This window comes from Enterobacter sp. QK-SA4, from assembly GCF_056856775.1.
Genome location: NZ_JBXFXH010000007.1, coordinates 3,655,392 through 3,671,169 on the forward strand (window position 1 = coordinate 3,655,392; position 15,778 = coordinate 3,671,169).

At 55.2% G+C, this 15,778-nt stretch carries 14 protein-coding genes; 9 read left to right on the forward strand and 5 right to left on the reverse strand.

The window, feature by feature from the left end:
• Positions 1 to 81 precede the first annotated feature (81 nt).
• The 6 genes from acrA to AC1VYI_RS19295 all read left to right on the forward strand — a co-directional run bounded on the left by acrA (position 82) and on the right by AC1VYI_RS19295 (position 6,918).
• Positions 82 to 1,275 (forward strand): multidrug efflux RND transporter periplasmic adaptor subunit AcrA, encoded by a 1,194-nt coding sequence (gene acrA / locus AC1VYI_RS19270; protein WP_226483445.1) that lies wholly within the window; start codon positions 82 to 84, stop codon positions 1,273 to 1,275.
• Positions 1,276 to 1,297: 22 nt separating this feature from the next.
• Positions 1,298 to 4,444 carry a multidrug efflux RND transporter permease subunit AcrB gene (gene acrB / locus AC1VYI_RS19275; RefSeq protein ID WP_047742664.1) on the forward strand — a complete coding sequence of 1,049 codons (3,147 nt, stop codon included), beginning with the start codon at positions 1,298 to 1,300 and terminating at the stop codon, positions 4,442 to 4,444.
• Between the two features lie 511 nt (positions 4,445 to 4,955).
• A complete protein-coding gene (tomB, locus tag AC1VYI_RS19280; protein WP_008499288.1) occupies positions 4,956 to 5,330 on the forward strand; it encodes an Hha toxicity modulator TomB in 375 nt (124 codons plus the stop codon).
• A 27-nt stretch (positions 5,331 to 5,357) separates the two neighbouring features.
• Complete coding sequence (locus tag AC1VYI_RS19285) at positions 5,358 to 5,576, forward strand: HHA domain-containing protein (protein WP_008499287.1); 219 nt, start codon at positions 5,358 to 5,360, stop codon at positions 5,574 to 5,576.
• 205 nt (positions 5,577 to 5,781) lie between these two features.
• Entirely contained in the window at positions 5,782 to 6,333 is a 552-nt protein-coding gene (maa, locus tag AC1VYI_RS19290) for a maltose O-acetyltransferase (RefSeq protein WP_134866735.1), read from the forward strand.
• 117 nt (positions 6,334 to 6,450) lie between these two features.
• A complete protein-coding gene (locus tag AC1VYI_RS19295) occupies positions 6,451 to 6,918 on the forward strand; it encodes a YlaC family protein (protein ID WP_023310598.1) in 468 nt (155 codons plus the stop codon).
• Here the strand turns inward: AC1VYI_RS19295 and pdxR are convergent.
• Entirely contained in the window at positions 6,890 to 8,350 is a 1,461-nt protein-coding gene (pdxR, locus tag AC1VYI_RS19300) for a MocR-like pyridoxine biosynthesis transcription factor PdxR (RefSeq protein WP_226483444.1), read from the reverse strand. The genes AC1VYI_RS19295 and pdxR overlap by 29 nt on opposite strands.
• Before the next feature lie 101 nt (positions 8,351 to 8,451).
• Here pdxR and AC1VYI_RS19305 point away from each other — a divergent pair, with 101 nt between their 5' ends.
• Positions 8,452 to 9,162 (forward strand): GNAT family N-acetyltransferase, encoded by a 711-nt coding sequence (locus AC1VYI_RS19305; protein ID WP_134866736.1) that lies wholly within the window; start codon positions 8,452 to 8,454, stop codon positions 9,160 to 9,162.
• On the opposite strand, the gene ykgO is transcribed toward AC1VYI_RS19305, so the two are convergent.
• Together ykgO and AC1VYI_RS19315 are read right to left on the reverse strand one after the other, a co-directional pair.
• Entirely contained in the window at positions 9,159 to 9,299 is a 141-nt protein-coding gene (ykgO, locus tag AC1VYI_RS19310) for a type B 50S ribosomal protein L36 (RefSeq protein ID WP_003859006.1), read from the reverse strand. The genes AC1VYI_RS19305 and ykgO overlap by 4 nt on opposite strands.
• A 2-nt stretch (positions 9,300 to 9,301) precedes the next feature.
• The gene (locus tag AC1VYI_RS19315; protein WP_010428154.1) at positions 9,302 to 9,562 is read right to left on the reverse strand and encodes a type B 50S ribosomal protein L31; all 261 of its coding nucleotides are present in this window, start codon (positions 9,560 to 9,562) and stop codon (positions 9,302 to 9,304) included.
• Positions 9,563 to 9,781: 219 nt separating this feature from the next.
• On the opposite strand from AC1VYI_RS19315, the gene AC1VYI_RS19320 reads away from it, so the two are divergent.
• On the forward strand, positions 9,782 to 11,347 hold the full coding sequence (locus AC1VYI_RS19320) for an EAL domain-containing protein (protein WP_134866737.1): 1,566 nt from the start codon (positions 9,782 to 9,784) through the stop codon (positions 11,345 to 11,347).
• On the opposite strand, the gene AC1VYI_RS19325 is transcribed toward AC1VYI_RS19320, so the two are convergent.
• Complete coding sequence (locus AC1VYI_RS19325) at positions 11,340 to 11,612, reverse strand: metal-sensing transcriptional repressor (RefSeq protein ID WP_023310594.1); 273 nt, start codon at positions 11,610 to 11,612, stop codon at positions 11,340 to 11,342. The genes AC1VYI_RS19320 and AC1VYI_RS19325 overlap by 8 nt on opposite strands.
• 134 nt (positions 11,613 to 11,746) lie before the next feature.
• Between AC1VYI_RS19325 and AC1VYI_RS19330 the strand changes: the two genes are divergently transcribed.
• Entirely contained in the window at positions 11,747 to 12,571 is an 825-nt protein-coding gene (locus AC1VYI_RS19330; protein ID WP_134866738.1) for a nickel/cobalt efflux protein RcnA, read from the forward strand.
• Between the two features lie 39 nt (positions 12,572 to 12,610).
• On the opposite strand, the gene AC1VYI_RS19335 is transcribed toward AC1VYI_RS19330, so the two are convergent.
• Entirely contained in the window at positions 12,611 to 15,700 is a 3,090-nt protein-coding gene (locus AC1VYI_RS19335) for a beta-galactosidase (RefSeq protein ID WP_134866739.1), read from the reverse strand.
• Between the last annotated feature and the right edge of the window lie 78 nt (positions 15,701 to 15,778).

Genomic DNA, 15,778 nt, shown 5'->3' on the forward strand with positions numbered 1-15,778 from the left:
TGACGATAATATAAACGCAGCAATGGGTTTTTAGACTCAGGACCCTTGATCAATTTGAAATCGGACACTCGAGGTTTACATATGAACAAAAACAGAGGGTTAACGCCTCTGGCGGTCGTTCTGATGCTCTCAGGCAGCTTAGCGCTAACAGGATGTGACGACAAACCAGCTCAACAAGGAGCTCAGCAGGCGCCAGAAGTAGGCGTCGTGACGCTCAAATCTGAACCTCTACAAATCACCACCGAATTACCAGGCCGTATCAATGCTTACCGCATTGCGGAAGTGCGTCCTCAGGTTAGCGGCATTATCCTGAAGCGTAACTTCACCGAAGGCGGTGATGTGAAGGCCGGTGAGTCTCTGTATCAGATTGATCCAGCAACCTATCAGGCCTCTTATGAAAGTGCGAAAGGCGACCTGGCGAAAGCACAAGCCGCGGCCAAAATTGCTCAGCTGACGTTGAACCGTTACCAAAAACTGCTCGGTACTAAGTACATCAGCCAACAGGATTACGATACTGCCCTGGCGGATGCACAGCAGGCTAACGCAGCCGTGGTGGCAGCCAAAGCGGCCGTCGAAACCGCGCGCATTAACCTGGCCTATACCAAAGTGACCTCCCCTATTAGTGGTCGTATTGGTAAATCTTCCGTCACGGAAGGGGCACTGGTGCAAAACGGGCAAACTACTGCGCTGGCGACCGTGCAGCAGCTCGATCCGATCTACGTTGACGTGACGCAGTCCAGCAACGATTTCCTGCGCCTGAAACAGGAGCTGGCAAACGGCACCCTAAAACAGGAAAACGGCAAAGCCAAAGTGGAGCTGATTACCAACGACGGTATCAAGTTCCCGCAGGAAGGTACCCTGGAATTCTCTGACGTGACGGTCGACCAGACTACCGGTTCCATCACCTTACGTGCGATTTTCCCGAACCCTGACAAAAATCTGCTGCCAGGTATGTTCGTTCGCGCGCGTCTGGAAGAAGGAACGAATCCAACCGCACTTCTGGTTCCACAGCAGGGTGTCACCCGTACGCCACGCGGCGATGCGAGCGCGCTGGTTGTTGGGGCTGACGACAAAGTCGAAACGCGCAATATCACCGCCACCCAGGCGATTGGCGATAAATGGCTGGTGACGGAAGGTCTGAAAGATGGCGATCGCGTGATTGTTACTGGTTTGCAAAAAGTTCGTCCTGGCGCGCAGGTTAAAGCACAGGAAGTGAAATCTGACGATAAACAACAAGCTTCGGCCGCTGGCCAGTCAGAACAAACCAAGTCTTAACTTAAACAGGAGCCGTTAAGACATGCCTAATTTCTTTATCGATCGCCCCATATTTGCGTGGGTGATCGCCATTATCATCATGCTGGCCGGGGGACTTGCGATCCTGAAGCTGCCTGTCGCGCAATATCCAACGATTGCGCCACCGGCGGTGACAATTTCCGCAACCTACCCGGGGGCTGATGCGAAAACGGTGCAGGACACCGTTACCCAGGTTATCGAACAGAACATGAACGGTATCGATAACCTGATGTACATGTCCTCAAACAGTGACTCCACCGGTACGGTTCAGATCACCCTGACCTTCCAGTCAGGTACGGATGCTGACATTGCGCAGGTTCAGGTGCAGAACAAACTGCAGCTGGCAATGCCTTTGCTGCCGCAGGAAGTACAACAGCAGGGTGTGAGCGTCGAGAAATCGTCCAGTAGCTTCCTGATGGTTGTCGGCGTTATCAACACCAACGGCACCATGACGCAGGAAGATATTTCTGACTACGTGGGCGCCAACATGAAGGACGCCATCAGCCGTACTTCCGGTGTGGGTGACGTGCAGCTGTTCGGTTCCCAGTACGCGATGCGTATCTGGATGGATCCGAACAAGCTGAACAACTTCCAGCTGACCCCGGTTGACGTGATCAGCGCGATTAAAGCGCAGAACGCCCAGGTGGCGGCCGGTCAGTTAGGCGGTACACCGCCGGTGAAAGGCCAGCAGCTTAACGCCTCGATCATCGCGCAGACCCGTCTGACCTCTGCCGATGAGTTCAGCAAAATTCTGCTGAAAGTGAATCAGGACGGTTCGCAGGTTCGCCTGCGTGACGTGGCAAAAGTTGAGCTGGGCGGTGAGAACTACGACATCATCGCGAAGTACAACGGCAAGCCGGCTTCCGGTCTGGGTATCAAACTGGCGACAGGCGCTAACGCCCTGGACACCGCCACGGCGATCCGCGCAGAGCTGAAGAGAATGGAACCGTTCTTCCCGTCAGGTCTGAAAATCGTTTACCCGTACGACACCACGCCGTTCGTCAAAATCTCGATTCATGAAGTGGTTAAGACGCTGATCGAAGCCATCATCCTGGTATTCCTGGTGATGTACCTGTTCCTGCAAAACTTCCGCGCGACGCTCATCCCAACGATTGCCGTGCCGGTTGTTCTGCTCGGGACCTTTGCGATCCTGTCGATATTTGGCTACTCGATAAACACCCTGACGATGTTCGGGATGGTGCTCGCCATCGGCCTGCTGGTGGATGACGCCATCGTCGTGGTCGAGAACGTCGAGCGTGTGATGGCGGAGGAAGGTCTGCCGCCGAAGGAAGCTACCCGTAAATCCATGGGTCAGATCCAGGGCGCGCTGGTCGGTATCGCGATGGTGCTGTCTGCGGTATTTATCCCGATGGCCTTCTTCGGAGGCTCTACCGGTGCGATTTACCGTCAGTTCTCCATTACCATCGTTTCCGCGATGGCCCTGTCGGTACTGGTGGCGTTGATCCTGACGCCAGCCCTGTGTGCCACCATGCTGAAGCCGATTCAGAAAGGCGGTCACGGCGAGCATAAAGGCTTCTTCGGCTGGTTTAACCGCATGTTTGACAAGAGCACGCACCACTACACCGACAGCGTGGGCAACATCCTGCGCAGCACCGGTCGTTACCTGCTGCTCTATATCATCATCGTGGTGGGCATGGCCTACCTGTTTGTTCGTCTGCCAAGCTCCTTCCTGCCGGACGAAGATCAGGGCGTGTTCCTGAGTATGGCTCAGCTTCCGGCGGGTGCGTCGCAAGAGCGTACCCAGAAAGTGCTGGATGAGATGACCGATTACTACCTCACCAAAGAGAAAGCCAACGTTGAATCCGTGTTTGCGGTTAACGGCTTTGGCTTTGCGGGTCGCGGTCAGAACACCGGTATTGCCTTCGTCTCTCTGAAGGACTGGTCTGAACGTCCGGGCAAAGAGAACAAGGTTGAAGCCATCACCGGCCGTGCAATGGGCACCTTCTCGCAGATTAAAGATGCGATGGTATTCGCCTTTAACCTGCCAGCGATTGTTGAACTGGGTACCGCAACCGGCTTCGACTTCCAGCTGATCGACCAGGGCGGTCTGGGTCACGAAAAACTGACGCAGGCGCGTAACCAGCTGTTTGGTGAAGTCGCTAAACACCCTGACCTGCTGGTCGGCGTGCGTCCAAACGGCCTGGAAGATACGCCACAGTACAAAATCGATATCGATCAGGAGAAAGCCCAGGCGCTGGGCGTATCCATCAGTGATATCAATACCACGCTGGGCGCAGCCTGGGGCGGTAGCTACGTTAACGACTTCATCGACCGCGGTCGTGTGAAGAAAGTGTACGTGATGTCAGAGGCGCAGTACCGTATGCTGCCGAACGATATTAACAACTGGTACGTTCGCGGCAGCAATGGTCAGATGGTACCGTTCTCGGCGTTCTCAACCTCACGCTGGGAATACGGTTCGCCGCGTCTGGAACGCTATAACGGTCTGCCATCAATGGAGATCCTGGGTCAGGCAGCGCCGGGCCGAAGCACCGGGGAAGCCATGAACCTTATGGAAGAACTGGCAAGCAAGCTGCCTTCGGGTATCGGCTACGACTGGACCGGTATGTCCTATCAGGAACGTCTGTCCGGTAACCAGGCCCCTGCCCTGTACGCCATTTCACTGATTGTGGTCTTCCTGTGTCTGGCGGCACTGTACGAGAGCTGGTCGATTCCGTTCTCCGTTATGCTGGTGGTTCCACTCGGGGTTATCGGTGCGCTGCTTGCAGCAACGTTCCGTGGACTGACCAACGACGTTTACTTCCAGGTAGGCCTGCTGACAACCATTGGCTTGTCGGCGAAGAACGCGATACTTATCGTTGAATTCGCCAAAGATCTGATGGAGAAAGAAGGCAAAGGCCTTATTGAGGCGACGCTTGAGGCGGTTCGTATGCGTCTGCGCCCAATCCTGATGACGTCGCTGGCGTTTATCCTCGGCGTACTGCCGCTGGTTATCAGCTCCGGTGCGGGTTCCGGCGCGCAGAATGCGGTAGGTACAGGCGTTATGGGTGGGATGATCACCGCGACCGTACTGGCTATCTTCTTCGTACCGGTGTTCTTCGTGGTGGTTCGCCGCCGCTTCAGCCGTAAAAATGAAGATATTGAGCACAGTCATTCGGTAGAACCTCACTGATACCGGTTCCACATGATAAAAAGGCCGCATTAGCGGCTTTTTTCATTTTCAGAAAAAATCATAAATTACGCTTATTGTGGCTCTATTTATTTTCTGCCATCTTAAATAGACATATCATAATTAACTGATAACTTAATCGGTGAATTCAGGATTTTTTTAATTTCATTTCCCCGCCTAAGGTATTAGGAATATTCCTAATAAGAAGTTCTTACAAAGATAAGTCTGAATCTGAACTTTTCTCATCATTTTTGCTAAGCCGATGAAACGTAAGGAAGCGATAAAACCCCGTCGTTAATTTGGATAAAAACGTTGAGTCCAGGGTGACCATTTGCGTACACGCTCCCAGCCTGCGGATTTTATTTGTAATTTTTCGTAATAGCGCGATGAAATCCAGGAAGGAGTGGCTTATAGTTAGGTTATCAGGAACACAGCACTCATGTAGCTAAGTCAGTTGTATCCATCCCGACAATGATGTTCGGTGAGTAAGAAATCACTCAGAAGGGGATGCGCTATGGACGAGTACTCGCCAAAAAGGCATGATATCGCGCAGTTGAAATTTCTCTGCGAATCCTTGTACCATGACTGCCTTGCCAATCTTGATGAAAGCAACCATGGCTGGGTAAACGACCCAACGTCTGCCATCAATTTACAGTTGAATGAGCTGATAGAGCATATCGCAACCTTCGCACTTAATTATAAAATTAAGTACAATGAAGATAATAAGCTCATTGAGCAAATTGATGAATACCTGGACGACACCTTTATGTTGTTCAGCAGTTACGGCATTAACGCTCAGGATTTGCAAAAATGGCGTAAATCGGGAAATCGGCTATTCCGCTGTTTCGTCAACGTGAGCAGAGCTAACCCGGTGAGTCTTTCCTGTTAAAATTATTACAATTACTAAGGTGAATTTATGTCTGATAAACCACTCACAAAAATCGATTATTTGATGCGCTTACGACGTTGTCAGTCAATTGACACGCTCGAGCGCGTCATTGAAAAGAATAAATACGAGCTTTCTGATAATGAACTGGCGGTATTTTATTCAGCCGCTGACCATCGTCTTGCTGAACTGACAATGAATAAGCTGTATGACAAAATCCCTACTTCTGTGTGGAAATTTGTCCGTTAATCTTTGAAGGGTGTCTGTAGAGTTCTACGCCTCGTTCTGAGTATTTACCTGTCCCGTTATGCTCCCTGTGCGTAAGCCAGGTCTCCGTATAAAACGTGTTCATCAGCAGCAATGTTGTGACGACAGTCACAACGGCTTTTCGGGAACGTTCCCCTTCTGGCCTGTTCCGATTACCCTGCGGTAATAACATCCAGAGAGGTTTCCAATGAGCTTAGAAAAACAGAAAATGATTGCCGGTGAACATTACCGCCCCGGCGATGAGACGTTACGGGCTGACCGACTGCGGGCCCGCCATCTGGTTTACCGCTATAACCACACCGCGCCTGATGAAAAAACAGAACGACAGAACATTCTGGCGGAACTTCTGGGACAAAGCGCAGGAGCTTATATTGAGCCGAGCTTCCGCTGCGACTACGGATATAACATTTATCTGGGCAAAAACTTTTATGCAAACTTCGACTGCGTGATGCTGGATGTCTGCCCTGTTCATATTGGCGATAACTGCATGCTCGCGCCGGGTGTTCATATTTATACGGCTACCCATCCCCTGGAAGCGGAAGAACGAAACAGCGGCGTGGAATTTGGAAAACCTGTCAATATTGGCAATAACGTCTGGATTGGTGGCCGGGCGGTCATTAACCCTGGCGTCACCATTGGTGATAATGTGGTCGTGGCCTCCGGCGCCGTCGTGACGAAAGACGTCCCGGCTAACGTCGTCGTTGGCGGCAACCCGGCAAAAATCATCAAAACGCTGTGAGGTTGCGGGGAGTCAACTGTTATAGTCTTTTAGCGCCAGACTGTTACTTTTTTCAGCCTGATGGCTCCCCTAAAATTGGCAGACACCCTGTATTGTCAACTCTCATGAAGGCAAAAAATGACCGAGATACAGCGCCTGCTTACCGCCACCATCGACGATCTCAACCTCCGCGAAAAGCGCGACAATCGCCCGCGCTTTAGCATTAGCTTTATTCGCAAACATCCTGGACTGTTTGTCGCCATGTATGCCGCCTGGCTGGCGACGCTGATTGTGATGCTGAAGTCCGAAACGCTGGTGGACTCCGTCTGGCTGCTGGTTGTACTGTTTGTCGTCTTTAACGCCTTTTTCTTTTTCGACGTGAATCCGCGCTACCGTTACGAAGATATCGACGTGCTCGATTTTCGGGTCTGCTATAACGGCGAATGGTACAACACGCGTTACGTGCCAGAAGAGCTGATCGAAAACATTATGCACTCTCCGGCGGTTGAAGCCGGGCAAAAAGAGAAGCTGCAGAAAATGGTCTCCACCAAAGGCCAGCTCTCTTTCTATGATGTTTTTACCCTTTCCCGCCCTGCTGCTGCGTAATTAACGCCTGCAGGCGTCGGATCCCCGGCGCAAACTGAGAAGCAGAGGTATTGCCGTAACCTAAAACCAGACCGGTTTGCCCCTGCTTCACCTCCAGGTAGTACCCGCTCAGCGCAGCGGGTGCCAGCTGAAACGCCCTCGCCTGCTCCACCAGCCTCTGGTCGTCAATACCGTCTATCGCCAGCGTCAGATGCATTCCCCCTTCGCCTGCCAGAATGCGGTGCGGAGAATAAAGCTCTGCGCACAGCACCTCACGCAGCTGGCGGTAGCGCTTACGGTAGAGCCGACGCATGGCGGCAAGATGACGGGCGTAATGACCTTCTTCAATAAACAGCGCCAGGGTACGCTGCTCTGCACGATGCCCCCCGCGCAACAGCGAGCCGATGGCCGGGCGAGCCGCTTTCGCCAGCGCTGGCGGTAACACCATGAACCCCATTCTGAGCGATGGAAAAAGCGTTTTACTGAACGTACCCAGATACACAACGGGCGCATTATTGACCATTCCCAGCATCGCCGGTACGGGCTCACCGGCATAGCGGAATTCGCTGTCGTAATCGTCTTCAATGATCCACGCGTTGTGCTGCCGGGCCAGCTCCAGCAGCGCCAGCCGCCGCCGCGCGCTGAGCACGCTCCCGTAAGGGAACTGATGCGAAGGTGAGGTAAAAATCAGTGAAGGAGCGGGCGCATCCAGCCCTTCCCAGCACATTCCCTCGTCATCTACCGGTATTCCCGTCATTGCCAGGCCGGTTTTAACAAACGCACTCTTTGCCCCGCTATAGCCGGGGTTTTCTACCCAGGCGACATCGCCAGACTCGCTTAACAGCATTGTGCAGAGATTGACGCCCTCAAGCGCTCCTTCGGTTATCACTATCTGGCTGGCGTCGCAGTCGATACCGCGAGACAGGGCGAGATGCCGGGCAATCGCGGCCCGCAGCGACGGCTCGCCGGCCGGGTCGCCATAGCCTAACAGGGCACTCCCCTCCTCGCGCAGGACGCGATCGTACAATCGCCGCCACAACGGCAAGGGGAAATAGTTAATAGCAGGCGTTCCCGGCGTAAACGCCATCACCGGGGTGTCGCGCGGCACGGGCGCGGACAGCAGGGCGACCCGTTTTGTCAGCCTGACGTCAGGATCCGGCAATGCCCGGGCAATCGTACGATGAGCGAATTGCCCCACCCGCGTACCCTGACGGTTACGCAGCAAATAGCCTTCGAGCGCGAGCTGGTCCAGCGCCGCATTGACGGTGTTTCGGGAAACCGAGATCTGCTGCGCCAGCATTCGCGAACCGGGCAGCTGGCTGCCGGACCGAAGCCTTCCGCCCAGTATGGCCTCCCGCAAAGCGAGATAGAGCGCGCGCTGGAGCGTCTCTTGCCCACGCTTTTTCAGCGCAGCATGGAGCAAAGCGTAAAGCTCATCACCCGGTATATTCATCTTCCCTCCTTGTGGTACCTGAAAAACATAGCCTGGTGGTTCTTTTTAAGGAACCAGCAATTCACTAATCTGGAGATCTTTTCAACGTCACGGAAATAAAGATGAATACATTCAATGCGTTTGGGCAGCCCGTAGGTGAAGCCCTTATCGACTGGCAGCCTCGTCAGCACCCGTCCCGAGTGGTCCTTCAGGGTCACTATTGTCGGCTTGAGCCGCTGCGCGTGGAGCATGCCCACGCGTTGTTCTCCGCCTATTCCCTGGCCGAAGATACCCGCAGCTGGACGTGGCTGCTGCGTGAACCCGATGCCACCGCAGAGGAGTTTGCCGAATGGGTGGCGAGCGTAAGTGAGTTATCCGATCCCATCCACTTTACCGTTATGGATAACCGGACCCAGTCTCCTGTCGGTACGCTTTCCCTGATGCGGATCGATCCTAAAAACGGGGTCGTGGAAGTAGGGCACGTTCACTTCTCTCCTCTGTTAAGCCGCACGCCAGGGTCGACAGAAGCGCAGTATCTGCTGATGCGGTACGTGTTCGATACCCTGGGGTACCGGCGCTATGAGTGGAAGTGCAATAGCCTGAACGAGCCTTCCCGCAAAGCGGCGCTGCGTCTGGGCTTTCAGTTTGAGGGACGCTTTCGTCAGGCGCTGGTCATAAAAGGCCGTAACCGGGATACCGACTGGTTTTCGATTCTCGACAAAGAGTGGCCGGCGCTGGCTAACGCCTTTGAAAGCTGGCTTGCCACCGACAATTTTACTGCCGATGGCAAACAGAAAAAATCCCTGGAAAGCTGGCGAGAAACGCGCGTTTAGCGTCTTTTTTTACGTCCCTGAACCGCCTTAAAGCGCGGATTAGATTTGCAAATCACGTATAAGCGTCCCTTGCGTTTGACTATCTGGCAATCCGGGTGACGCTGCTTTGCACTGCGTAATGAGTTAAGTACCTGCATGGTTAGCCCCGCTTCGCATTGAGAAAACCGCCAAAACGCTTGCGGAAGCGCGCTGCGCTGCCGTCCGTGGAGAACGTTTTCTGCTTACCGGTATAAAACGGGTGCGATTTTGAAGAAACCTCGATGGTGATGTACGGATACGTTTCACCGTCGAGTTCAATTTCGCGGTCGGTTTTAATGGTTGAGCCGACTTTAAAGTATTCATTAGCGCTAGTGTCGTGGAATACCACGGTGCGATAGGCTGGGTGGATATCGGGTTTCATCGTAAATCCTTTATGTTTTGTTATAACATAACAAAATAATATCCAGGCGAGGTTGAAAAAACAACCCCTCTCTTCTGACGATAATTTCTCGTTTGCCTGAGATAAAATGAAAACCATGTCAACCTCGTGCTATAACTATATCATTTCGCGGTAAAATCTTTCTCTTCAGGCAGGGAACTCAATGCCCAGGAACGGGTATACGAGGAAGGACATGACAGCATGAAAACCCGACATCTGGTCAGTCTGGTGACTGGCGTACTTATCTTTTCTGTGCTGGTCCCCATCTGCCTGAGCATCTGGCTGGCCCATCGCCAGGCGGAAGATAAATTCGCCGATGCGCTGGATAACTATGCCTCACGCGTGCTGGTACGTACCGACAGGGTTGTGGATCAGGCAAAAGAAGCACTCGATCACCTGCAGGCCTTTGAGGGAGTGCCGTGTAGCCCCTTGCAATTGCGGGAAATGCGCCGGGTCGCTTTCTCGTGGCGATATGTCCAGGAAGTGATTTATATCGACAACCTTCGACCGCTCTGCTCCTCCCTGGAGCAAACCAGCCATGCGGCCCCTTTCCCCCCTCCGATGCGTATTACCGAAGATGGTTACAGCGCGTGGCTGACCACGCAAAACGATCTTGGGTTTAACCGCTACATGACGGTGCTGGGAAAAGGCCACTACCTTGTCATGATCGATCCTGCCTCGCTGGTGGACGTGATCCCTTTCGGCGAGATAGCGATTGATGCCGCCCTGGTAGGAAGCACAACGCACCGCATATTCGCCAGCAGCAGTGAGCTTGATTCTCACATCCGCGACATGGTTCAGGAGCACGGTGTGAAAAGCGTGCAGTACAACGGTTCAATGTACGTTATGAAGTCTGTACCTGAGCTTGGGTTTACCGTCGTCGCATGGGCAACGCTCAAACCGCTCGCTGAAACCTGGCACCGGCAGCTTCTTATCTGGTTACCGTTCGGCATGTTGATAAGCCTGCTCGCCGCACTGTTTGTCCTGCGGATCCTGCGGCGTATCCAGTCTCCGCGCAATCGCCTGCTGGATGCCATTCACAGCCGGGATTTTGTGGTTCACTATCAGCCCATCGTGGCACTCTGTAGCGGAAAAATCGTGGGCGCAGAAGCGCTAACGCGCTGGCCCCAGCCGGACGGAAGTAGCCTCTCGCCGGATATTTTTGTCCCCCTTGCCGAGCAAACGGGGCTTATTTCGCAGCTGACGCAGCTCGTCATCGAAAAGGTGTTTGAAGATATGGGCCACTGGCTACAACGCTATCCGGATCAGCATATCTCCATTAACCTCGCCCCTGCCGATTTAACCTCCGGCATCCTGCCGCCTCTGCTGAGTCAGCTCCTGAATAAGTGGCAAATCCATCCCCGACAAATCGCCCTTGAGCTCACCGAGCGCGGCTTTGCCGATCCCAAAATTAGCGCACCGGCTATCGCCGCATTCCGTCGTTCGGGCCACCCTGTCTATATTGATGATTTTGGCACGGGCTATTCCAGCCTGAGCTATCTGCAGGATCTGGACGTCGACACGCTAAAAATTGATAAATCGTTCGTGGATGCATTGGAGTATAAAAACGTGACGCCGCACATCATTGAAATAGCGAAGTCGCTGAAGCTGGCGATGGTAGCGGAGGGCGTCGAAACCGCAGGACAGCTCGCCTGGCTACACCGCCACGGCGTGCAGTACGGTCAGGGATGGTTTTACAGTAAAGCGCTGCCAAAGACGGAATTTATTCTTTGGGCAGAAAATAACCTCGGCATGCATTCTACTTAAGATAGGATTTCATCACCCGCAACACCACGCCAAGATCGGCTTCACGCTGCGCTTCTTCAGGCTCTTTCACCACATGATCGGTTAAATGCCCTTCGATCACCTGCATCATCATGCCATTGACCGCCCCGCGGATCGCCGCCAGCTGCTGTAACACCTCGGCGCATTCGTGATCGCTGTTGAGCATTTTTTCCAGCGCGGTGCTCTGCCCCTGAATTTTCTTCAGGCGAGTCAGTAACATCTTCTTGTCGCGAACGGTATGTGACATCTCTGTATTCCTTATTTTTTGGCTTTTAAAGCATATCACGCTCTACTCCCCCTGAGTATTTTTCTACTGGGGGGTAGTATTGAGCTACTGGGGGGGAGTAGTATCTCCGCACGCTTTCCACTCCGGAATTTCCCATGACCGATTTTGTTTCACTTCTTCAGCAGGGCAATGCCTGGCTGTTTGTTCCCAGCGCTATCCTGCTCGGTGCGCTACATGGCCTGGAACCGGGCCATTCAAAAACAATGATGGCCGCCTTTATTGTTGCCATCCGCGGCACGCTGAAACAGGCGGTGCTGCTCGGCCTGGCGGCCACGCTCTCCCATACGGCGGTGGTCTGGCTCGTTGCGATGGCGGGATTATGGTTTGGTCGGGGCTGGGATGCGCACACGTCCGAACCCTGGTTCCAGCTGTTCTCCGGAGTGCTGATCGTTGCAATCGCCCTGTGGATGGCGTGGCGAACCTGGAAAGAAAGCCAGCCGCACGATCATCATCATCACGATCATGATCATCACCACCATGACCATGACCACCATCATGATCATCATCATCACCACGAACACTCGCTGGTTGAAGAAGAGTGGCAGGACGCCCACCAGCGCGCTCACGCGCAGGATATTAACCGGCGCTTCAGCGGTCAAAATGTCACCACAGGACAGATCGTGATGTTTGGCCTGACCGGCGGGCTTATCCCCTGTCCGGCGTCCATCACCGTGCTGCTGATCTGCCTGCAGCTGAAGCATTTCGCCCTCGGCGCGACGCTGGTGTTCAGCTTCAGTATTGGTCTGGCGTTAACGCTGGTCGCTTCCGGCGCGATTGCCGCCTTAAGCCTCAAGCACGCGACCAAACGCTGGCCCGGGTTTAGCGAATTCTCCCGTAAAGCGCCGTGGATCTCCGCTGCGCTGATTACCGTAGTAGGGATTTACATGAGCCTGCATGGCCTGAGCGGCATTCTGGCGTAAGACTGCGGCCACGCTCTGTGGCCGCATCTTCATGGTCAGTTAAGGGTTCTGCTGCCAGCTGAAGGTATAGCGAAGCTGGCGTGTCTGCAGGAGGAATTCCGGCGAGACGCTGGGGCTCCAGGAGTCGTCGCCGCCCACGCCCATATGGAACGCATCGAGATTGAACCAGCATCCCGGCTCTTCCCGCAGCAGGTGATGATGGGTGGTCTCACGCAGCTGCTGCTGGCCGTAGCGGCTCACCGAGAAATGGAACCGGCCGTTCAGCTGATGCGTTCCCACCACAAGCTCCCGGGTATCGCAGCGCAAACCATTTTCCGTCGGGAAGATATACGGCGTGTGCATGTCTGCGAGAGGTAATGTCCAGCGACCCTGCTGCGCCGCCAGCTTTCTGTCCGGGTAGTTTTCATGCGGCCCCAGCCCCAGCCATTGAACGTTTTCCGGCGTTTCGGCAAGATGAACGCTCAGGCCAACGCGCGCGGGTTCAGGGATATCAGATGCCATATCGACCTGAATATCGCCATGCAGAACGCCCCGATCGTCCACCCGCCAGACTTTACGGCTCATGAACAGGGCTTTGCCGCGATACTCAAGCGCGTGCTGGGTTGTGACCACCACGTCGCCTGCGTGCTGCTGCGCCTCACAGTGCAGAACGCGCGAGGTGAGATCGTACATGCCCGACGCTTTCCAGCGTTCAACCCAGGCGTTCGGATCGATCTGCGTCGCTTCACTCACGCCAATGTCATTATCCAGCGGCGCGCGGCTGACGTTGTCCGTCAGAGGTGAAAGGAGCGTTTCAACGCCGTTTCGCCACCACTGGGACAGGTTTCCGGTTGCGCGATCGAACTGCCAGCGCTGTTGACGATGGGCGATCTCCAGGATGCGATCGGTTTGCGTTAACACTGGAGGCTCGCCCTCCGGGACTGGCGGAGCAATAAAGAGCGGAGCCGGAAGCGGCCACTGCTCCCACGCGCAGCGATGACCAGCCGGAGACCACGGCGTTGCCCGCGGATGGCGTACCTCAACGTTCAGCCAGATCTCACCCGGCCCGGCGTTCAGCTCTGGCAGGTCAATCTCCAGACGCTGGGTGCCTTCAGGCGCCATCGAGAGCGTCACCTCGCCCGCGGCCAGCACGTCCCCGTCCCGGGCAACCGTCCAGTTCAGCACTTCGTTATCGGTGTGGCGGAACAGGTAGCCGCTTTGCACCTCAATCACCAGCGGAGAGGTGCTGACCCGCGTAAAGGTAAAGAACTGCTGGGCGCGCTGCGCCTCGTACAGCGCCGGGTGCGGCGTGCGATCGGGGAACACCAGCCCGTTAAGACAGAACTGCCGATCGTTCGGCTTATCGCCGAAGTCTCCGCCGTAGGCCCAGAACGCGTTGCCCTTTTCGTCCCGTTTCGTCAGGGCCTGATCGACCCAGTCCCAGACAAACCCGCCCTGCAGGCGAGGATGGCTGCGAAACGCTTCCCAGTATTTCGCAAACCCGCCAAAGCTATTTCCCATCGCGTGGGCGTATTCACAGAGGATCAGCGGGCGCGTTTCGTCCGGCATGCCGATCCATTTCTTGATTGACCATTTAGGCACAGCCGGGAAGGGCTGATCCCGATCGACCCGGGCGTACATCGGACAGACAATATCGGTCGCCGCCGTGTTCGCGCCGCCGCCTTCATACTGCACCGGGCGCGTAGGATCGGTGGTTTTCAGCCAGCGGTACAGCGCATCGTGGTTCGCGCCGTGGCCCGACTCATTGCCCAGAGACCAGATGATAACCGAAGGATGATTACGATCGCGCTGCACCATGCGGGTCACGCGCTCGCTCATGGCGGGCAGCCAGCGCGGATCGTCAGCAAGGCGGCTCATCGGCACCATGCCGTGCGTTTCGATATTGGCTTCGTCAACGACGTACAGCCCGTAGCGGTCGCAAAGCCGGTACCACATGGGATGGTTCGGGTAGTGCGAGCAGCGCACGGCGTTGAAGTTGTGCTGCTTCATGATTTCGATATCGCGGCGCATGGTCGCTTCGTCCATCACCTGGCCATTTTCCGGGTGATGCTCGTGCCGGTTAACCCCGCGGATCAGCAGCGGTTTACCGTTAAGCTTCAGCAGGCCATTGCTAATCTCAACGCGGCGGAAGCCCACGTCGCACGCCTCAACCTCCAGCACCTCACCCTGCGGGTTAAGAAGCGCAATCGTCAGGCGATACAGTTCTGGCGTTTCAGCGCTCCAGAGCGCGGGCTGGTCAACGGGGATCGCCGCCGTTAAGCGCTCTGCCCAGCTGCCGCGCTCGTCGACGATGGCCGATCCTGGACGCCGGGAAACGCTGGCGCATTTTTCACCTGTGCGCCACAGGGTCATGACCACCTCGCCGTCTGCAAAGCCAGCGCCTGCCAGCGCTACATCCACCTTCAGCACCGCACGGTCCAGCTCCGCATTCAGGTCCGTCACCACGTGATAATCGGCAATCTGCGTATCGGGTTTATGCAGCAAGGTCACATCGCGGAAGATGCCGCTCATGCGCCACATGTCCTGATCTTCCAGATAGCTGCCGTCGCACCAGCGCAATACCATGACCGCCAGGCGGTTCTGCCCGGGGCGTAATGCCGCCGAGAGGTCAAATTCAGCGGGCAATCGGCTGTCCTGGGAATAGCCCATCCACTGACCGTTGCACCAGAGATGGAACGCCGAGTTCACGCCGTCGAAGATGATGCGGGTCTGCCCGCTCTGAAGCCAGGCATCATCCACCTCAAATGTGAGCGAGTAACAACCGGTCGGGTTTTCCTGCGGCACGAAAGGCGGGTTAACGGGAATGGGATAGGTGACATTGGTATAGATGGGCGTGTCGAACCCCTGCATCTGCCAGTTAGACGGCACGGGCATCGCAACGGCATCTGCGCAATCTTCGGTTACCCATGCCTGAGGAACCAGCTCCGGCGCAGAAAAATAGCTAAACCGCCATAGCCCGTTGAGAGAGTGCCTGCTGGCGGATCCAGCGTCCTCTCTGGCAGAGGGCTCATTGCGCCAGCTGTGCAACGGCGCGTGTGCGGCCAGACGATTCCACTGGGTGACGCCAGGATTTTCCCAGTCCCGACGGGCCAGAATGGCGCTGAGGGTCAGCGGTGAAGTGGTGGACATAGTAACCTCTTTGCGAAGCGCTCACAATTTTGGTTAACATGCCCTGGCACCAGGCAACGGTAAAGCGTTCAATCGCGG

Bases quoted from the DNA above. Each gene is read 5' to 3' on its own strand.
- AC1VYI_RS19295 (WP_023310598.1), top strand. From the start codon at position 6,451: ATGACCGAGATACAGCGCCTGCTTACCGCCACCATCGACGATCTCAAC.
- AC1VYI_RS19315 (WP_010428154.1), bottom strand. From the start codon at position 9,562: ATGAAACCCGATATCCACCCAGCCTATCGCACCGTGGTATTCCACGAC.
- AC1VYI_RS19305 (WP_134866736.1), top strand. From the start codon at position 8,452: ATGAATACATTCAATGCGTTTGGGCAGCCCGTAGGTGAAGCCCTTATC.
- AC1VYI_RS19320 (WP_134866737.1), top strand. From the start codon at position 9,782: ATGAAAACCCGACATCTGGTCAGTCTGGTGACTGGCGTACTTATCTTT.
- AC1VYI_RS19330 (WP_134866738.1), top strand. From the start codon at position 11,747: ATGACCGATTTTGTTTCACTTCTTCAGCAGGGCAATGCCTGGCTGTTT.
- tomB (WP_008499288.1), top strand. From the start codon at position 4,956: ATGGACGAGTACTCGCCAAAAAGGCATGATATCGCGCAGTTGAAATTT.
- AC1VYI_RS19285 (WP_008499287.1), top strand. From the start codon at position 5,358: ATGTCTGATAAACCACTCACAAAAATCGATTATTTGATGCGCTTACGA.
- maa (WP_134866735.1), top strand. From the start codon at position 5,782: ATGAGCTTAGAAAAACAGAAAATGATTGCCGGTGAACATTACCGCCCC.
- pdxR (WP_226483444.1), bottom strand. From the start codon at position 8,350: ATGAATATACCGGGTGATGAGCTTTACGCTTTGCTCCATGCTGCGCTG.
- AC1VYI_RS19325 (WP_023310594.1), bottom strand. From the start codon at position 11,612: ATGTCACATACCGTTCGCGACAAGAAGATGTTACTGACTCGCCTGAAG.
- ykgO (WP_003859006.1), bottom strand. From the start codon at position 9,299: ATGCAGGTACTTAACTCATTACGCAGTGCAAAGCAGCGTCACCCGGAT.
- AC1VYI_RS19335 (WP_134866739.1), bottom strand. From the start codon at position 15,700: ATGTCCACCACTTCACCGCTGACCCTCAGCGCCATTCTGGCCCGTCGG.
- acrA (WP_226483445.1), top strand. From the start codon at position 82: ATGAACAAAAACAGAGGGTTAACGCCTCTGGCGGTCGTTCTGATGCTC.
- acrB (WP_047742664.1), top strand. From the start codon at position 1,298: ATGCCTAATTTCTTTATCGATCGCCCCATATTTGCGTGGGTGATCGCC.